General features: G+C 66.9%; 14 protein-coding genes and 1 tRNA gene. 6 read left to right on the top strand and 9 right to left on the bottom strand.

Annotated features, from left to right (window positions below; translation table 11 throughout):
• Together ACIQ51_RS10400 and ACIQ51_RS10405 are read right to left on the bottom strand one after the other, a co-directional pair.
• Positions 1-1,249 (bottom strand): M28 family peptidase (locus ACIQ51_RS10400; RefSeq protein ID WP_396204971.1); only part of this gene is annotated, 1,249 nt, incomplete at its 3' end.
• A complete protein-coding gene (locus tag ACIQ51_RS10405; RefSeq protein WP_396204972.1) occupies positions 1,246-2,532 on the bottom strand; it encodes a sialidase family protein in 1,287 nt (428 codons plus the stop codon). The genes ACIQ51_RS10405 and ACIQ51_RS10400, both read right to left, overlap by 4 nt.
• 99 nt (positions 2,533-2,631) lie before the next feature.
• Between ACIQ51_RS10405 and ACIQ51_RS10410 the strand changes: the two genes are divergently transcribed.
• The gene (locus ACIQ51_RS10410) at positions 2,632-4,263 is read left to right on the top strand and encodes a M20/M25/M40 family metallo-hydrolase (protein ID WP_396204973.1); all 1,632 of its coding nucleotides are present in this window, start codon (positions 2,632-2,634) and stop codon (positions 4,261-4,263) included.
• A 37-nt stretch (positions 4,264-4,300) separates the two neighbouring features.
• Here ACIQ51_RS10410 and pth read toward each other — a convergent pair whose 3' ends face one another.
• The 3 genes from pth to ACIQ51_RS10425 form a co-directional block, all read right to left on the bottom strand.
• Positions 4,301-4,873, bottom strand: a complete 573-nt coding sequence (gene pth, locus ACIQ51_RS10415) for an aminoacyl-tRNA hydrolase (RefSeq protein WP_396204974.1) — start codon at positions 4,871-4,873, stop codon at positions 4,301-4,303.
• 93 nt (positions 4,874-4,966) lie between these two features.
• On the bottom strand, positions 4,967-5,602 hold the full coding sequence (locus ACIQ51_RS10420) for a 50S ribosomal protein L25/general stress protein Ctc (protein ID WP_396204975.1): 636 nt from the start codon (positions 5,600-5,602) through the stop codon (positions 4,967-4,969).
• A gap of 76 nt (positions 5,603-5,678) precedes the next feature.
• A complete protein-coding gene (locus tag ACIQ51_RS10425; protein ID WP_396204976.1) occupies positions 5,679-6,647 on the bottom strand; it encodes a ribose-phosphate diphosphokinase in 969 nt (322 codons plus the stop codon).
• A 270-nt stretch (positions 6,648-6,917) separates the two neighbouring features.
• On the opposite strand from ACIQ51_RS10425, the gene ACIQ51_RS10430 reads away from it, so the two are divergent.
• Entirely contained in the window at positions 6,918-10,121 is a 3,204-nt protein-coding gene (locus ACIQ51_RS10430; protein ID WP_396204977.1) for a carboxypeptidase regulatory-like domain-containing protein, read from the top strand.
• A gap of 127 nt (positions 10,122-10,248) precedes the next feature.
• Positions 10,249-10,319 (top strand) — tRNA-Gln (locus ACIQ51_RS10435).
• On the opposite strand, the gene ACIQ51_RS10440 is transcribed toward ACIQ51_RS10435, so the two are convergent.
• The gene (locus tag ACIQ51_RS10440) at positions 10,317-11,255 is read right to left on the bottom strand and encodes an ROK family protein (RefSeq protein WP_396204978.1); all 939 of its coding nucleotides are present in this window, start codon (positions 11,253-11,255) and stop codon (positions 10,317-10,319) included. The genes ACIQ51_RS10435 and ACIQ51_RS10440 overlap by 3 nt on opposite strands.
• A 124-nt stretch (positions 11,256-11,379) precedes the next feature.
• Between ACIQ51_RS10440 and ACIQ51_RS10445 the strand changes: the two genes are divergently transcribed.
• Together ACIQ51_RS10445 and ACIQ51_RS10450 are read left to right on the top strand one after the other, a co-directional pair.
• Complete coding sequence (locus ACIQ51_RS10445) at positions 11,380-12,822, top strand: NADP-dependent isocitrate dehydrogenase (protein WP_396204979.1); 1,443 nt, start codon at positions 11,380-11,382, stop codon at positions 12,820-12,822.
• A 158-nt stretch (positions 12,823-12,980) separates the two neighbouring features.
• Entirely contained in the window at positions 12,981-14,339 is a 1,359-nt protein-coding gene (locus tag ACIQ51_RS10450; protein ID WP_396204980.1) for a glycoside hydrolase family 10 protein, read from the top strand.
• Between the two features lie 14 nt (positions 14,340-14,353).
• On the opposite strand, the gene ACIQ51_RS10455 is transcribed toward ACIQ51_RS10450, so the two are convergent.
• Both ACIQ51_RS10455 and ACIQ51_RS10460 read right to left on the bottom strand, forming a co-directional pair.
• Positions 14,354-15,634 (bottom strand): MFS transporter, encoded by a 1,281-nt coding sequence (locus tag ACIQ51_RS10455; RefSeq protein WP_396204981.1) that lies wholly within the window; start codon positions 15,632-15,634, stop codon positions 14,354-14,356.
• Positions 15,631-16,527 carry an ATPase gene (locus ACIQ51_RS10460; RefSeq protein ID WP_396204982.1) on the bottom strand — a complete coding sequence of 299 codons (897 nt, stop codon included), beginning with the start codon at positions 16,525-16,527 and terminating at the stop codon, positions 15,631-15,633. Before ACIQ51_RS10460 ends, ACIQ51_RS10455 begins: the two co-directional genes overlap by 4 nt.
• Positions 16,528-16,602: 75 nt before the next feature.
• Between ACIQ51_RS10460 and ACIQ51_RS10465 the strand changes: the two genes are divergently transcribed.
• Positions 16,603-17,031, top strand: a complete 429-nt coding sequence (locus ACIQ51_RS10465) for an acyl-CoA thioesterase (protein ID WP_396204983.1) — start codon at positions 16,603-16,605, stop codon at positions 17,029-17,031.
• Between the two features lie 72 nt (positions 17,032-17,103).
• Here ACIQ51_RS10465 and ACIQ51_RS10470 read toward each other — a convergent pair whose 3' ends face one another.
• Complete coding sequence (locus ACIQ51_RS10470) at positions 17,104-18,372, bottom strand: pyridoxal phosphate-dependent aminotransferase (RefSeq protein WP_396204984.1); 1,269 nt, start codon at positions 18,370-18,372, stop codon at positions 17,104-17,106.
• Between the last annotated feature and the right edge of the window lie 34 nt (positions 18,373-18,406).

Consider the following 18,406-nt stretch of genomic DNA (forward strand, 5'->3'; position numbering starts at 1 on the left):
GCGCCGATCCCCACAGCCCCTTCTCTTCACCGGCGTGCCACACGAACAGCGTGCTGCGCTTGGGCTTCACCTTCTGCGTGGCGAGATATTCGGCGATTTCCAGCACCGCCATCGAGCCCGAGCCGTCGTCGTCGGCGCCGTTGAAGATCGAGTCGCGACGCGCCGGCTGCGTCTTGCGGAGTTCGGCCAGTTCGGCGTTGATCTGCGTGAACTGTTCGGCGTTCCCCATCTTGTCTTCGTTTTCGGCACCCGCAGGGCGCACGATACGGTTGAACACCAGCACCGAGTCGTGGTCGATGGCGCGACGCGCCGTGCCCACGTGATCGCTGTGCGCACCGATCGCCACGTACTGCGTGGCGAGCTTCGGGTCGCTGCCGGGGATCATCGCCACCACGTTACGCGCCGGGAAGGCGGGCGACTGCATGTCCACCAGCGCCTTCACGTTCACCTTGGCGCCAAGTGCACCGGGCGCGAGCATCTGCATGCCGCTGCCGAAGATGCGCATGGTGGCCGAGTCGGTCACGAACAGGCGCGCGTCGCGCGGGGCATTCGTATCGACCGGCGACAGCCCGCCCTGCAGCACGTAACTGAGCACACCGCGCGCTTGCACCGGGAGCAGGAACAGCACACCCACACTGCCGGCCGGCGCTTCCACGCGCCCCACGACCGAGCGCTGCAGCGCCGGGTTGCCGGTGATGCTGTACGCCACCACGCGCCCCTTGGCCTGCTCGGGGGTGACCGTCGGCATCCCTTCCTCCGGCAGCGGCCCGGCGAAGAAGACTTCGGCATCGTCGATGGTGATGTTACCGCTGCCGCTGAACCCCCAGGTTTGGCCGAGGGCGAGATTGGTGCCGCCCGCCACGAAGCTCGACAGGCGGTCGACCTTCCGGGTCTTGAGGGGCAGCATCTGGAAGTAGCTGCCGCTGTCACCCATGGGCTTGAGGCCGAGCCGCTTGAGTTCACCAGCAATGTACGTGGTGGCCTTGAAGTGCCCCGCGGTCCCCACGTCGCGGCCGGCGAGTGAGTCGTCGGCGAAGATGTAGAGCCGGGTCATCAGGTCCTGCGACGTGATGGCTCCGGTGGTGGGGCGCGGCGCGTGCTTGAGCGGCAGCGCGGCACCGTTGGCGCCGGCGTCGACTGGCGTCTTCTTTGGCGCGTCCTGCGCGATGAGCGAGGAGGGCAGGATGGCGGTCGCCAGGGCGCCGGTCAGCAGCGTGCGCGACATGGGGCGCGCAAAATGAGCGATCATCGTGGAGAGGTAGGAGTGAAGGCGAAGCGGGCCACGTGAACCTGAAGCGGATTCACGGTGGTCCACGCCGCTACTACGTCGGAACCGTGCCGAACGATTCGCGGAAAGCCGCTCTGGCGGGCGCCGGTCGTGCGCGAGATCACGCGGGGTTCACCGAGCTGGGTCCCCACCACCTTGCGCGCCAGGACCTCGGCCTCGGTGGGGGACCGCTGCTCGAGCCAGACGACGACGGCATGCCCCTGATCGTCGAGCACGATGTCCACGCGTCCGATCGGATCGCCGTCGTCCACGCGGATCGGCGGGGCGAAGGTCGCGCCGCCATCCTCGGAACGCGCGATGTTCACGCGCGCCGTGTCCCGCGCGCCCGTGTACCAGGCCACCACCACGGTGTCGCCCAGCGCGGCCACCTGCGGCCCGTTGACCGGGCAGCCGGGGTACATCCATTCGTCGGCGTGCACGTTCTGCGGCGCGCTCCAGCCGTCCGCCACCTTGCGCACGATGTTGATATCGCGGATTTCCTTGTCGCTGCGGTCGCGGTAGACCAGCACCCGGCCCGTTCTCGTGGCAGCCGTTCCCGTCTGACAGCAGTCGCAGGTGCGGGCATCCACCACCGCCTCGCCCTCCAACGTGCCGGCGGCCGTGAGGGAGGCCGTACGCACTGTCATTTCCTTGGTGCTGTCGGGCATGGCGCTCTTGCGGCCGTCGAGCCACACGAGTCCTACGCCATCCGGGCCATCGGGCCAGAGCGAGACGAATCCATGCTCGGCCAGCAGACCATCGGTGTGCGGGGTGACCGGTGCGCTCCAGGTACGTCCGCCATCGGCGGAGCGGGCCACCCGCACACCGTACGCGTACTTCTTGTCGCCTTCGCGCTCGAGCCAGTGCGCGGCGAGGTCGCCATTGCCAAGCGCCGTGATGGCGGGGAAGTCGGCCCAGTTTACGAAGAACGGGCGGGCGGTGGCGATCGTGCGGGTGCTGTCCCATCCCGTATCGTTCCACGTGGCCATCTGAATCGACACGGTGGAGTCGGGAAGGCGCTGTGTCCATGACATCAGCACCCGGCCCGCACCATCCAAGGTGAGGTGCGGGGTGTTGCTGCCGGCGGGGGCCGGTGCCGTGAACTCCGTGACCGGGCCAAGCACCGTGAGGGTGGAGGCGTCTGGCGACGCCTCACCGGCACATCCGGCCACACCCACCGAGACAGCGCCGACCATGGTCATGGCCCGGACGATGCCGGCGGGGCGCCACTGGCGGGCGCTCGACACAACGGAAGTCTGGTGCATTCTTGTAAAGTGCTGGCTCGCGGGGGAATCACAACCCGCGGCCGCGTTTTGGCCCGCTGCCGGTTGTCCTGCGTACCCACCCGGAACTCTCCCCCCATCATGCATCCGCTCCGCTTCGTTCGCCACGCACTCTCGCGCACGCTGGTCGGCAGTCTCGCCGCCGCCTGTCTCGCCATCCCCGCCGGCGCGCAGGCGCCCGCCACCTTCCCCACACCGGACGCCACGCTGGAACGGCTGTGGCGTCTCGGGATGGACAGCTCCCGGGTCCAGTCGCTGGCGCAGGCGCTCCTCGACTCTATCGGCCCGCGCCTCACCGGCACGGCCCGCCAGAAGGCCGCCAACGACTGGCTGTTGTCGCTCTACAAGCAGTGGGGCGTGGAGGGAAAGAACGAGCAGATCGGCACGTGGCGCGGATGGCGGCGCGGCCATTCGCACCTCGACCTGCTCACGCCGCGCGTGCGCACGCTGGAAGGCACCATGCTCGCCTGGAGCCCCGGCACGAAGAAGAAGGATCTCACGGCCTCCACGGTCATTCTGCCGCGCTTTGCCGACAGCACGGAGTTCGTGCGCTGGTTGCCCACGGCGAAGGGCAAGTTCGTGCTCGTGTCGGCGCCGCAGCCCACCTGCCGCCCCACCGACAACTGGACCACGCACGCCACGCCCGAGAGCAAGGCGCGCATGGACGCGCTGCGTGCCGAGGTCACCCGCGAGTGGGGCGGGGTGAACGTGCGCGGCACGGGCTACAGCAACGCGCTCGGCACGGGCAGCCTCGGGGTGCGTCTTGAGCAGGGCGGGGTCGCGGGCGTCATCACGTCGCGCCCCAAGAATGCGTGGGGCACGATCGACGTGTTCGAGACCTACAACACCACCGCGCCGGCGATCGCGTTGTCGTGTGAGGACTACGGGCTGGTGTTCCGCCTCACCGAGAACAACCAGTCGCCGACGGTGCGCCTCAACCTCGACGCCGAGCTGCTGGGCGAACAGCCGATCTTCAATACGATCGGCACGATCCGTGGCAGCGAGAAGCCCGACGAGTACGTGCTGCTGTCGGCGCACTTCGATTCGTTCGACGGCGGCAGTGGCGCGACGGACAACGGGACCGGTTCATTGACGATGCTCGAGGCGTTTCGCCTGCTCGCCACCGCCTATCCCAAGCCCAAGCGCACGATCATCGTGGGCCACTGGACGGCGGAAGAGCACGGTCTCGTGGGATCGCGTGCCTACACGGAAGACCATCCGGAGGTGGTGGCGGGGCTGCAGGCCCTCTTCAATCAGGACGGGGGTACCGGGCGCATTCTCAGCGTGGGGGCGGGTGGACTGCCCAATGGGGGCGTGCACCTCACCGACTGGTTGTCGAAGCTCCCCACCGAGATGGCGAAGCAGATCACGCCGCGCATTCCCGGGTCACCGTCAGGCGGCGGGTCCGACGATTCGAGCTTTGCCTGCTACGGCGCGCCGGCCTTCGGCATGGGTGGCACCAGCTGGGACTACGGGAGCTACACCTGGCACACCAACCGTGACACCTACGACAAGGTCGTGTTCGACGACCTGAAGCACAACGCGACTCTGGTGGCGATGCTGGCCTACCTGGCGAGTGAAGACGCAAGCAAGATCACACGCGAGCGCGCGACGGCCGAGCAAATCGCGCCGCGCGGCGGGCAGGGAGGCGGGGCCTTCAGCTGGCCCACCTGTCAGAAGGCGCCGCGCAAGACACAGCCACGGCTGCGCTGAGCGGTCGCCGCGCCACGTCGCTTCGGGTGAACGGCGGTCAGCGCCCCATGGTGCTGACCGCCTTTTCCGTGCCCTCGGCGATCCACAGTTCGACCGCCGTGGCCATTCGGTCCAGGAGACCGTCCACCAGTTCGCGCTCGTCGCGCGGCATGGGGTGCAGCACGAAATCGGCGAGATCGCCAATCTGCCGGCGCTCGTCGACCGGCTTGATGCCGATACGCAGCCGCGGGTATGCGGGCGACTTGAGGTGGGCTTCCACGCTCTTGAGTCCATTGTGGCCGCCGGGGCTGCCGGCGGCGCGCAGCCGGTACTCGCCACAGGGTACCGCCACTTCGTCGACGATCACGAGCAGGTCCTGCGCGGCGCTCCACCCCTCGCGCTTGAGGTACGTGCGCAGCACTTCGCCGCTCTTGTTCATGTACGTGTGCGGCTTGACCAACTTGACCTTCTTCGTGCCCACGAGGCCGGAGGTGCTTACGGCCTCGCCGTCCTTGCGGAACGGCTCGAAGTGCCAGCGGCGGGCAAGATGGTCCACCAACCACCAGCCCACGTTGTGACGGGTGGCCTCATACTCGCGGCCGGGGTTGCCGAGTCCTACGATGACTTTCATGCGGAGGGGCAAACGCGCGGGGCGCGGAATGCGCCAGCGTGGAGTGACCATGCTGAACGGAAACCGCGCCCCGCGGGTGAATCCAGGAACGACTTACTTCGTGTCGTCGGGCTTCGGCTTGCGAATGAGTTCGGGCTCGGCGGCGCCTTCCGCGGCCGGGGCGTCCGCGTGCGTCTTGGACTGCTGCACGATGCACACCGTGCTGCTCGCGTCATCAACGATCTTGATGCCCGCGGGCACCTTGAGGTCGGACACGTGCAGCGACTTGCCGACCTTGAGGGCCGAGATGTCGATGTCGATGTGGTTCGGGATGTTGCTCGGATCGACCTGGATCTGCAGTTCGTGCATGATCTGGTCGAGGATGCCGCCGTCGAGACGCACGCCTTCCGGCGTGCCGATGTAGACGATCGGGCACTTCACCGTCACCGTCTCACCGGCCACCAGCTCCTGGAAGTCGATGTGCAGGATGTGGCGCTTGAAGGGGTGGCGCTGGATTTCGCGGATGAGCGTACGGGCCGTCTTGCCTTCGATGGCCAGTTCGATGACCGTGCTGCTCACGGCGATGCTCTTCACGAGCTTTTCGGTTTCGCGCGCGTTGAGGACGAGCGACTGCGGGTCACGGTTGTGGCCGTAGATGACCGCGGGGATGTCACCAGCCTGACGGATCTTGCGCGCGGCGCCCTTGCCGGTCTCGGCGCGGACGTTCGCATTGAGCGTGGCGGTAGCCATGGAATGCCTCGAATGAAAAAAGTGGTTCGGGAGTAACCGGAAGTGGTCGTCCCGGCCGGTCCTGCGGGTCCTGCAATTACTCGAACAGCACACTCACCGACTGATCCGCGTGCGTGAAGCGGATGGCCTTGGCGAGCAGGTCACCCACCGAGAGAATGCGCAACGTGTCGAAGCGCCGCTCGGGGGGCAGGTTGATGGTGTCGGTCACCACCACTTCTTTGATGGGCGCCTTGGACAGGCGCTCCACAGCGGGGCCGCTGAACAGCGCATGCGTGGCGCACACGTAGATGTCGTTGGCCCCGAGATTCTTGAGCGCGCGCGCCGCCTCGGAGACGGTGCCCGCGGTGTCGATCATGTCATCGGGAATCAGGCAGTCGCGCCCTTCGACCTCGCCGACCACGTTCATCACCTCGGCCACGTTGGCCTTGGGGCGACGCTTGTCGATGATGGCGAAGGTGGCGTCGAGCCGCTTGGCAAAGCCGCGCGCCATCTTGGCCGATCCCACGTCGGGGGCGACCACCACGAGGTCCTTGAGTTCCTTCTTGCGGAAGTAGTTCGTGAAGACCGGGGCGGCATACAGGTGATCGACGGGGACGTCGAAGAACCCCTGCATCTGATGCGCATGGAAATCGAGACCGAGCACCCGGTCGGCGCCGGCCGTTTCGATGAGGTTGGCCATGAGCTTGGCGCCGATGGCCACCCGTGGCTGGTCCTTGCGATCCTGACGGGCGTAGCCGGTGTACGGCAACACCGCGGTCACGCGCGCGGCCGAAGCACGGCGCGCCGCGTCAATCAACAGGAGCAGCTCGAGCATGTTCTCGCCGGGCGGGTTGGTCGGCTGCACCACGAACACGTCTTCGCCGCGGATGTTCTCGTCGATGCGCACGAACACCTCCCCGTCGGCAAAGCGGGTGCAGGTGACCTTGCACAGCTCCGTCCCCAACGAACGAGCCACTTCCTCTGCCAAGGGCCGGTTGGCCGTGCCGGAGAGGATCTTGAATCCGCGATGATGGGACGGGGACGGAACGCCCGAATCGGGGCTCATGCGAGTCTCGCGTGAGTGAAGGTCGTGAAAGCCGGAACCACGGTCGGCGGGGAGACCGGCCGGTGGAGCACCGGTACCCCGCAGCCCCGTAAGGTAGCAGAAGGCGCTCAGCAGTGGAACCCGTTGGGATGGCCCTGGGAAACGGCGTTGTGACCTCCCCGTCTCTTCCTGTTCACCGAGCCATCGTGCGGCCGTGACAGAGCGGGGAGACTGTGTGGTCGCTTGGGCCGGATGAGCCGGCCCCAACGACCCTCTTTCCCATTCCTCCGGATGATCCCCGATCGTCTTCGTCGTCTGGCGGTAGCCGCGCTGCTGGTGTCGGCCCCGCTGCCCCTTGCCTGTTTCCCCACGCGCCTGCCGGCGCAGGCCACCGAAGGGTTCGTGACCGGTCAGGTCCGCACGGCCGCCGGTGCCCCGGTGGTGGGCGCCTCGGTCACGGCCCGCAATGAGGCCACGGGTACCCAGCAGACGCGCACCACCGACGCGCGCGGCCGGTACGTGTTCCCGCAGCTGCCGATCGGCGGTCCCTACACGATTTCCGTCCGTCAGCTCGGCTACCAGCCGGTCCGTCGCACGGGGCTGATGCTCAACCTCGGTGACCGCGTCCCCCTCGACATCACCCTCCAGCAGTCCGCGCAGGAACTTGGCGCCGTCGACGTGCGCGCCGATCGCGAGAACAAGCGCACCGAGCGTGTGGGCGGCAGCGTGGTGGTGGGCGAAAAGGAAATCCGGCAGCTGCCCATTCAGGACCGCTCCTTCGCCGACCTCTCGATCATCGCCCCCACCACCAGCCGCGCCGGCACCGGCGGTATCATCACGTCGAGCTCGTCGATCGCCGGCGGTCGCGTGACGAGCACCGACATCCGCGTAGACGGTGTACAGGCCAAGAACACGCTCTGGGGCGCCGGTTTCGGCCGCGGCCCATACTCCATCTCGGTGGAAGCGGTGCGCGAGTTCGAAGTCGTCACCAACGTGTACGACGTGACGCAGGGACGGCAGGGCGCCGGCGCGGTCAATGTCGCCACGCGCGCCGGTACCAACACCACGTCGGGTTCCCTCTTTGCGTACAACCGCAATCAGGCGCTGACCACCAACACCAACTTCCTCGGCCAGCGCATCACCAACTTCGAAAATTGGCAGTTCGGTGGCGCGCTCGGCGGCGCGATCAAGAAGGACAAGCTGCACTACTTCGTGGCCTACGACCGTCAGCAGGTGGCGGAGCCGTTCAGCACCCTGCAGGTGGACAACGCCGCCGACTGGGCGCGTCTCCAGGTGGCCCCCGACTCGGTCACGCGGTTCCTAAACATCCTGTCGGCGCAATACGGACTCCCCGCCGGCCGTCAGGTGGGCGTGTTCGACCGCAGCAACGCGCTTAATACCGTGTTCGCGCGCCTCGACTGGCAGATCAACGACGCACACCGCGCCACGCTGCGCACCACCTATTCGGACTGGTTCTACAGCAACTCCATCCCCGATCGCGAACTGTCGGTGCTGGAGAGCCGGGGCAACCAGAAGTCGCAGGAACTGCAGGTCATGGCGTCGGTGAAGTCCACGCTGAGCAACGCGCTCACGAACGACTTCCGCCTCGCCTACACCAATCGCCTGCTCGAGAACGAGCCCAATACGCGCCTCCCGCGCGCGTGGGTCAACGTGTCGTCCACGCTGCCCACGGGCAGCACCGGCACGAACCAGATCCTCCAGTTCGGCGGCCAGCGCACTAGCCCCGAATTGCAGACGGAAGAGTCGTACCAGCTGGTGAACGTGCTGCGCTGGGACGGTGAGCGGACGTCGTTCACGGCCGGCACGGACCACTCGATCAACAACCTGTCGATGTTCGTGTCGATCGAGACCGACGGCCTCTTCCAGTTCCCCAATCTCGCCGCGCTCGAGGCGCGCCGCCCGTCGAGCTTCGCGCGACTGGTGCCCTTGCAGTCGCTCGAGCCGCGCATGCGCCAGTGGGTGTATGACGGCGGTGCGTACGTGCAGGGTGAGTATCGCGTACGTCCCAACCTGAACCTGACCGGCGGCCTCCGCGCCGATATGTCGGCGTTCCTCACACCGGCCAACCGCAACGTGCTGGTGGAGCAGACGTTCAGCCGCCGGACCGACGTGAAGCCGAGCGACCTGGCGATCCAGCCGCGCGCGCAGCTCACCTGGACGCCGGGCGAAGCCGGGCGCAACCTGGTCCGTGTGGGAAGCGGCATGTTCACTGCGCAGCCGCACTACATGGTGCAGATCAATCACCTGCTCAACGACGGGACGCAGCTCGCCGATCTGCTGCTCACCGGCGCCGCCGTGCCCACGCCGGATTTCGTCTCCTACCGGCAGTCGTTCGCCAACGTGCCGGGGATTCCGCAGGGGAGCACGCGGCGTCCGTCGTACATCAACATGTTCGACGACGACTTCAAGGTGCCGCGCACGTGGAAGAGCGACATCGCCTATCAGCGTCGCCTGTTCAACGGCAATCTCACGCTCGGCGCGGCGGCGCAGTACTCGCAGGTGAGCGACCTGTACCGCTACTACGATCTGAACCTGCGCGTCAATCCGGACTTCACGTTGGCCAACGAAGGCGGCCGTGGTGTGTTCGTGCCGGCCACGTCGATCACCGCGGCCGGCGGCCGTAACCCGGTGCTCGCCCGTCCGTTCACGCAGTTTCAGCGCGTGCTCGAGCTGCGCAGCGACGCGGCGCAGCATCAGAAGGCGTTCGTGCTGGACGGCGCCCTGCGCCTGCCGCGCGGCGGCTCCATCAACGGCTCGTTCACGTGGAACCAAACGCGTGACAACAGCTCGTTCAACTGCTGCATCGCCATCACGTCGGTGTTCACGCCGGTACCGAGCGATCCGCGTGTCGCCACTTGGGGGGCGAGTGCGAACGACTTCCGCCACAAGGTCGTGCTGTACGGGGCCACGCCGGAAATCGCCGGCTTCCAGTTCAGCGCGCGTCTGATCGGCCAGAGCGGCTCGCCGTGGTCGGCCACGGTGGCGCAGGACATCAACGGCGACGACGTGGGCGCGGGCAGCTCGTTCGGGAACCAGAACGACCTTGCCTTCATCTTCGACCCGTCTACGGCCGGGCTGCGCCCGGGCTTCGCCGACTCGCTACGTCTGGTCTATGACAACCCGGCCAACATCGGCGGGGAGTACCTGCGCGGCAACATCGGCCGCATCGCCGACCGCAACTCCGTACGCAACCCGTTCGTCACGCAGGTCGACGTGCGCCTCACGCAGAAGCTGCCCGCCATCCGCGGCCAGCGTGCGCTACTCACGCTCGACGTGTTCAACGCGGCCGCGCTGCTGAACCACAACTGGGGGGCCGTGCGCGCCGTCCCGGGTGCCAACCAGACGCTCCTCAACGTGATCGGCTTCGATCAGGCCACGCGTGAATACCGGTACCGCGTGAATCCAAACTTCGGACGCACGGTGAAGATCGGCAACCGCTATCAGATGCAGCTGGGTGTGCGCTACGAGCTCTGACGCCTGAGTGCACTGGGAATAGCGAACGGCGGGAGCCCCAGGGGCTCCCGCCGTTTCGTTTTCCGGGGGATCAGGACAGCCCCTCCCTCTGCCGCCCCGTTCACGATAGTTTGCAGCGTCGTCTGCTGGCCCATCGTATAACGGCTATTACCTCGGCCTTTGGAGCCGAAGATCTTGGTTCGATTCCAAGTGGGCCTATTGCGCGCCTGACCCGCCTGCGCTGTCCGCCGGCCACAGCCAGGCCGCGCCGCGCACGCCGCTCGAGTCGCCGTGCCGATTGACCACGATCCGCGTCTGGACCGCGTCGGAGAACACCCAGGGCGCCACTTCGCGCTCGAGGTCCTCGGCGAGCCCCTCCGCGTTTGACAGCCCTCCTCCCAGCACGATTACGTGCGGATCGAGCACATTGATGATCGTGGCCAAACTGCGCGCGGCCCGGTGCACGAGGCGGGTGCGCGTGAGCACGGCGGCCGGTTCGCCGTGGGCGGCGGCCGTCATGATCTCGGGGGCGGTGAGGACGGCCCCTGATACGCGAGCGTGATCGGCCGCCACACCGGGGCCGGAGATCCACGTTTCGATGCATCCGGGCTTTCCACAGTAGCAGGCGGGGCCGGGCTCCTCTCCGGGCTGTGGCCAGGGCAGGGGATTGTGGCCCCATTCGCCGCCAATGAGGTTGCGCCCGCGCAGCACCCGCCCGTCGATCACTACGCCGCCACCCACGCCGGTCCCCAGGATCACGCCGAACACCACGGGCGCCCCGGCCGCGGCGCCGTCGGTCGCTTCGGAGAGGGCGAAACAGTTCGCGTCATTCTCGATACGCACCTCACGACCAAGTGCCCTCTCCAGGTCCTTCGTGAGGGGCCGGCCGATCAGCCAAGTGGAGTTGGCGTTCTTCACGAGCCCCGTCTCCGGCACCACGGTGCCCGGAATGCCCATGCCGACCGTGCCCGGCTGCCCCAGCGTGTGCTCGAGCGCCTGCACGAGGCTGACGATGGTCGCCAGCGTCTTATCGTAGTTCCGGGGGGTGGGCACGCGCTGGCGTGCGACCACCTCGCCCGCATGGTCGATGGCGACGGCTTCGATCTTGGTGCCACCGAGATCGATCCCGATGCGCATGGTCCGTGTGGAGTGCATGTCGCGACGTTCGCCGAAGTCCGCGGCCGTCGCAAGAGGAGCGCCCGGGCGGGCACTGGCACACAGGCGTGCAGCCGTACATCGTGCCTGTCTCCCCTCTTCCCACCGACTCCGAGCATTCCACATGCAGAACGTTCCCATTACGATCGCCCACGGCGACGGCATCGGCCCCGAGATCATGCGTGCCACCCTCCGCGTGCTGGAGGCCGCCGGCGCGCGCATCGCCCCCGAAACCATCGAGATCGGGGAGGCCGTGTACGCCCGTGGTCAGTCGAGCGGGATTGAAGCCACGAGCTGGGAGAGCCTGCGTCGCACCAAGGTGTTTCTCAAGGCCCCCATCACGACCCCCCAGGGCGGCGGCTTCAAGAGCCTCAACGTGACCGTGCGCAAGACGCTGGGGCTCTACGCCAACGTGCGCCCGAGCGTGAGCTATGACCCCTATGTGGCCACGAAGCATCCGGGCGTGGATGTGGTCATCGTGCGCGAGAACGAGGAGGACCTCTACGCCGGCATCGAGCATCGCCAGAGCGACGAGGTCTACCAGTGTCTCAAACTGGTGTCTCGTCCCGGGTGCGAGAAGATCGTCCGCTACGCCTTCGAGTATGCCCGCGCCAACGGCCGCAAGCGCGTGACGTGCATGACGAAGGACAACATCATGAAGCTCACGGACGGCCTGTTCCATCAGGTCTTCAACGAGATCGCGAAGGAATATCCGGATATCGCCAGCGATCACATGATCATCGACATCGGGGCCGCGCGTTTGGCCACGCGCCCCGAGACGTTCGATGTGATCGTGACGCTCAACCTCTACGGCGACATCATTTCCGACATCGTGGCCGAAGTGACAGGCTCCGTGGGACTGGGCGGATCAGCCAACATCGGCGAGCATTGCGCGATGTTCGAAGCGGTTCATGGGAGCGCGCCGGACATTGCGGGGAGGGGGATCGCCAACCCGAGCGGACTGCTCCTCGCAGCGGTGATGATGCTCGTGCACATCGGTCAGGGTGAGGTGGCCGAGCGCATTCACAATGCGTGGCTCGCCACGCTGGAAGACGGCGTCCATACGGGCGACATCTACCATGAGAAGGTATCGGAGTTGCAGGTCGGGACGGACGCGTTTGCGCAGGCCGTCATCGATCGCCTCGGCAAGAAGCCCTCACGTTTTACCCCGGTGGCATATGCCGGGGGCTCTCCGATCGCCGTGGCCGGGCGCGTGTCCACGCTGCATCCGGCACGCAAGGAACTCACCGGCGTGGACGTGTTTCTCCACTGGCGCGGCCGCCCTGAGCTGCTGGGGCCGCAGCTTGCGGCGTTGGACGGTGATGGCCTGGCGCTGACGATGGTCACCAATCGGGGCGTGAAGGTGTATCCGGGGGGATTGCCGGAAACGTTCTGCACCGACCACTGGCGCTGCCGGTTCCAGGCGCCGGCCGGATCGACCGTCACGCTGATGCAGCTGCTGTCCCTGCTGATGCGGGTCGGAAACGCCGGGTTCGACTTCGTGAAAACGGAGAACCTGTACACGTTCGACGGGCAGTCGGGCTTCTCCCTCGGTCAGGGGCAGTGACCCGCAGCGCACGCCTCGCGCTCCTGTTGGCCGCGGCGTGGGGCGTTGCAGCCTGCCGCGGGGAGACGACACCGGTCGAGCCGGGGCCCGTCTCCCCGCCACCCCCGCCACCTCCTCCGGTCTTTTCGGTACCGGCCATCGGGCGGGAGTTCCGCGGCATGTGGATCGCGACGGTCGCCAATATCGACTGGCCGTCGCGTACCGGACTCACGGCGGCGCAGCAGCAGGCGGAACTCGGCCTGCTCATGGATGTGGCGCAGCAGACGGGCCTCAATGCGATTGTGCTGCAGGTGCGTGCTGCCGGTGATGCCCTGTATCCCTCGTCGCTCGAGCCGTGGTCGCGGGTGTTCAACGGGGTGCAGGGGGCCGACCCCGGCTACGATCCGCTGGCGTACGCCGTCCAGCAGGCGCGCCTGCGTGGACTTGAGCTCCACGCCTGGTTCAACCCGTTCCGCGCGGGGAACCTGCGTGACACCCTCACGCTGGCCCCATCGCATTTCGCCGTGCGACGCCCCGACCTCGTACGCAAGTGCGGGCAGCTGTGGTTCGATCCGGGGGAACCGGCGGTACACGATCAGGCGATCGCGGTCATGCGCGATGTGGTGCGGCGTTACGACGTCGACGCGGTCCACATCGACGACTTCTTCTACCCGTATCCCGATACCTGCACGAGTTTCCCCGATAGTGCCACGTATCGGCGCTACCAACAGGGCGGTGGTGCGCTCTCCCTGGGTGACTGGCGGCGCGACAACGTGAACCGGTTCGTGGAGCGCATGTATCGTGCGGTCCATGAGGAGCGGGCCACCGCCCGCGTGGGGATCAGCCCCTTCGGGATCTGGCGACCGGGGAATCCCGCCGGCATCACGGGGCTCGACGCTTTCGGCACGATCTACGCCGATTCGCGGCGCTGGCTGCAGAGCGGGTGGGTGGATTACTTCGCGCCACAGCTGTACTGGAGCATTGCCAGCTCGGGGCAGAGCTTTCCGGCGCTGTTGGGATGGTGGGCACAACAGAACACGATGCGGCGACACCTGTGGCCTGGGCTGGCGTCCTATCGGATCGGGACGGATCCCGGCCCCTTCTCGGCCGCCGAGATCCCCTCGCAGGTGGCGCTCGTTCGTGAGGCGGCGGCCACGTCGGGTGGTGCCACTGGGAGCATTCTGTACAACGCCACGAGCGTGCGAACCAATCGGCTCGGGTTTGCGACCGCTCTCGCCGGCGGACTGTATGCGGGAGGGGCCATCCCACCCGCCACCACCTGGCTCGATGGCACCGCCCCCGCGGCGCTGGCGCTGACCGTGGTGCCGAGCGGGAGTTCGCTGCAAGTCACCACGTCGGCGTCGGGCGATGCCTGGTGGTGGCTGCTGCGTTGGCGGGTGAACGGTGCGTGGCGGCAGCGCCTCGTCCCATCCACCCAGCGCACGGTCGATATCGCCGCGAGCGGAGTGGACGGCGTGGTGGTGAATGCCGTGGACCGCGTGGGCAATGCGAGCGCAGACGCAGTGTGGCGGCCGTGACGCCAGCCACGCATTCAGTCGCTCATATGCCCGAGCTTCGAACTCTCGCGCATGGTCACGTACACGAGCAGTGACGCCACGATGCAGGCGGTCACGTACCAGTAGAACCACTGCTCGTGTCCGATGTTCTTGAAGTACAGCGCGATATACTCGGCGGTGCCACCGAAGAGCGCCACCGTGACGGCGTAGGGGAATCCGACCCCGAGGGCACGGATGCTCGTGGGAAAGAGCTCGGCCTTCACCACGGCGTTGATCGCCGTGTATCCGCTGACCGCGGTGAGCGCCGCGAGCAAGAGCCAGATGGCGCCGCTCACCGAGTGCGTGGTCTCGAGCGCGCGGAAGAGGGGCACAGTGCCAAGAGAGCCCAGTACGCCGAAGGCCGTGAGGACGGGGCGCCGGCCAATGCGATCAGAAAGTGCCCCGACGACCGGCTGTAGGCAGAGATACACCAGCAGCGTGATGGCGTTGATGAACGTGGCCTGCGGGGCGGTGAAGCCCACCGTGTTCACCAGAAACTTTTGGGCGTACGTGGTAAACGTGTAGAAAGCCACCGTGCCGCCGGCGGTGAGCCCCACGACCGTGAGGACGGCCCGCGGATGCTCCATCAGCCCGCGGATGGTGGCCGCGGCACTCGCCTGCGGACGCGACGCCTTGTCCTTGGTGAAGTCGCTCGTTTCCTCCATGGACCGGCGCAGCCAGATCGCCACCACGGCGCAGAGCGCACCGATCACGAATGGGATGCGCCACCCCCACGCTTCCAGTTCCGGTTTGGTGAGGAACCGTTGCAGTACCAGCAGGACCGCGAGCGCGATGAGCTGACCGCCGATGAGCGTGACGTACTGGAAGCTTGACCAGAACCCACGGTGCCGTTGGCCGGCCATCTCGCTCAGGTAGGTGGCGCTCGCCCCGTACTCACCGCCCACGCTCAATCCTTGCAGCAACCGGGCGAAGAGCAGCAGGGCGGGGGCCGCGAGACCAATAGTGGCGTAGCTCGGCGAGATGGCGATCAGCAGCGAACCGCCGCACATGAGCATCACGCTGAACGTCAGTGCCGCGCGCCGGCCGTGCTTGTCGGCGTAGCGGCCCATGAGCCACCCGCCGATTGGACGCATGAAGAACCCCACCGCAAACACGGCCGCCGTGTTGAGAAGCTGCGCCGTCTGACTGGCCGGTGGGAAGAAGGCCTTGGCAAAGTAGAGGGAAAAGGCCGAGTAGGCGTACCAGTCGTACCATTCGACCAGGTTGCCGATCGACCCGCCGACGATCGAGCGGAGCCGTGAGGTGGTCTGGCTCATGGCCGTGGGCTCCCGTGCGTGCCGGTGGCATCCACCTGCCGGTCGATCGTACGCGCCAGAAGGCTGAGTAGGTCGCTTTCGGTTTTCACGCCGGGGACGTCCTCCATGTCAATCACGTAGCCGTAGCGCGCGGCGATCGCTTCGTAGAGAGGGATGCGGTGGGCGAGCAGTTGCTCGAAGCCCCACACGGAAAACTCGTCGGGATCCACGAGCGCTTCGTCGCGGATGTCACGCAGCGCCATGTACTCCGCCCACTTCTGATCGAGAAAGGCCGGATTGTAGTACATCGGCTTCGGGTGCCTGCGGAACCGCTCCACCAGCATGCGACTGTGCTCGGCGGTACCGCGGATGTACACGAGCATCGTGTGCTGCGACAGGCACTGCAGCACCGGATCGGACGGATCCGATGGGTCGACCACCTCGCAGAGACTCCCGCCGGAGTCGCACACGAAATGTGCGTACCCGTAAATGTCCTTGGCCCGCTCGATGAACTCGGGAATGTCGAGCAGCGCGCGGACCTCCGCCGCACGGTGCTGCGCCTGCCGGCGCCGGTACTCGGTGAAGGGAATACCACCAAGCGCTTCACGTCCCGGCTTACCGAGGTAGGTGGAGAGCGGACTGAGATTCTCGAAGGAGAGGTTGGAGCGAATGTAGATCGAGTCGGAGCGTAGCAGCTGCCGGAGAAACGGCACCTTCATCGCTTCGCGCTTGAAGTTGTCCACGATGTGCTCGCCCATGTACCGCGTGCCGATACGGTAGTCGACCGAGTACTGGAACCAGTCGTGTTTCTGCAGGAGGCCCGCGAGGGTGGTTTTGCCAACCCCCGACATCCCGAAGAAGGTGACGGCGTGAGCCGGCTGATCGCGCAGGGCGCGCCCCGAGGAGAATCGCATGGCGCTAAATTCCGCCCCGTGCGCGAGTTGCTCAACCCCCGTGATCAGTCTTTTTCAGCATTTGTCCAGGGCGCCATGTCTTTCGCGAAGCACGGCCATCAGGTTTTCGAGCTCCCCATCACCGTGGTGCCATCGGACATCGACGACAATGACCACGTGAACAACGTGGTGTACCTACGTTGGATCTTCGATGTGGCGCTCGAGCACTGGAATGTGAGCGCCCCGCCGGCCATGCAGCAGGCGTATGGGTGGGTGGCCACACGGCACGAGATCGACTACCGCCGCGAAGCGGTGATGGGTGATCCCATCGTGGCGCGCACCTGGATCGGGACGGTCGATTCCCGGCGCTTCGAGCGCCTGACCGAAATCGTCCGAACCTCCGATGACCACGTGCTGTGCCGCGGCCGGTCCCTATGGACCCTGCTGGCGCGCGAGACCGGGCGCATCACCCGCATCCCGCCCGACATGGTGGAGCTGTTTGCCGCCTACATGCACCAGGGGTAACGTCCCCGCCACGTGCGAGCCCGACGCCCGACTGCGGGGAGCTCCCGATCGCCGTGGCGGTACGAGACGCGCTCAGCCCCCGCGCTGCACCATCGCCTGGATACGCTGCACCGCCGCGCGCACCGCCGCCTCGTCAGGGCCAAAACTGAAGCGCATGTACTGGCGGAATCGCGACGTGTGATCCGCGCGGCGCTTGCCGGGGTTGATGTCGAAGAAGATTCCCGGCACCGTGATCACCCGTTCGCGCAGGGCGGCCTCGAAGAACACCTCGCCATCGTTGAGCGGGGCAGGGAGTGACGACACGTTGGCCCACACGTAGAAGCCGCCATCGGGTTCGTGCTCGACGGTGAGGCCGGCGGTCCGGAGCCCGTCCACGAGCATGCGTCGCTTGCGCGCGAACGCGTCGTGAATGGCGATCACCTCCTGCCGGGCGCGCGCGGGCTCGAGCAGGGTGCAGGCGGCCTCCTGCAACGGCCGGTTGCCGCCGCCGTCAAGAAAGCTGCCGGCACTGGTGGCGGCCTCGATCACACTGGCCGGGCCCACGATCCAGCTGAGTCGCCAGCCGGGGCAGCGCCATCCTTTGGTGAGGCCGTCGAGGATCACCACGGGATCGCCGTTCACGTCGTCCACAAACTCGGCGGCGCTCACCGTCGCTCCCTTCGCGAGCCCCTCGTCCCACAAATAGTGCGAATAGAACTCGTCCAGCACGAGCGTGCACTTGAGCTCTCGGGCCTCATGTACCCACGCGCTCAAAGCACTGCTGCGTAGCACGCGCCCCGTGGGGTTGGCAGGGTTGGAGAGCAGCAGGGCCCCCAGGCCGCGGCCGGTAATCTCGCGGCGGAGGTTCTTGGTGCTCAGCGCGTAGCCTGCTTCGGGCTCGAGCAGCAGCGGGATCGCGCTGAAGGTGCCGAAGATCTCGAGCAGTTCCTCGTAGGCCGTGTAGTCGGGCAGCACGTGCCCGAGGTTCACGTTGCCAAGGCTGGCGACGACGCGCGTGAGCGAGGAACGGCCACCGCCGCAGATGCAGACGTTCTCCGGCCCGTATTGACTGGCCTTCCCCTGGCGATAGCGTGCGTTGTACAGGTCGGCCACCGCACGGCGCAGCGCCTCGATGCCGCCGACGGGCGCGTACTCGTAGTCGTCGGCCGATATCGCCACATCGGAGGGTTTCGGCGGTGCTCCCGGAAGCGGCCCTGTCTCGGGCTGTCCCTGTCCCAGGTTACACCACCCCTCCGCGCCGGCGCGAAAACCGAGCTCGCGGGCGCGATCCATGACGTAGATGACGCCCGTGCGGGGCACGGGCCGGAAGCCGGGGACGGGAGCAGCGACGGGTTCGGACATCGGGGAAATATAGGGGCGAGCCGGGAGCCTTCAG

It is taken from the genome of Gemmatimonas sp. (genome assembly GCF_044344655.1).
GTDB lineage: Bacteria > Gemmatimonadota > Gemmatimonadetes > Gemmatimonadales > Gemmatimonadaceae > Gemmatimonas.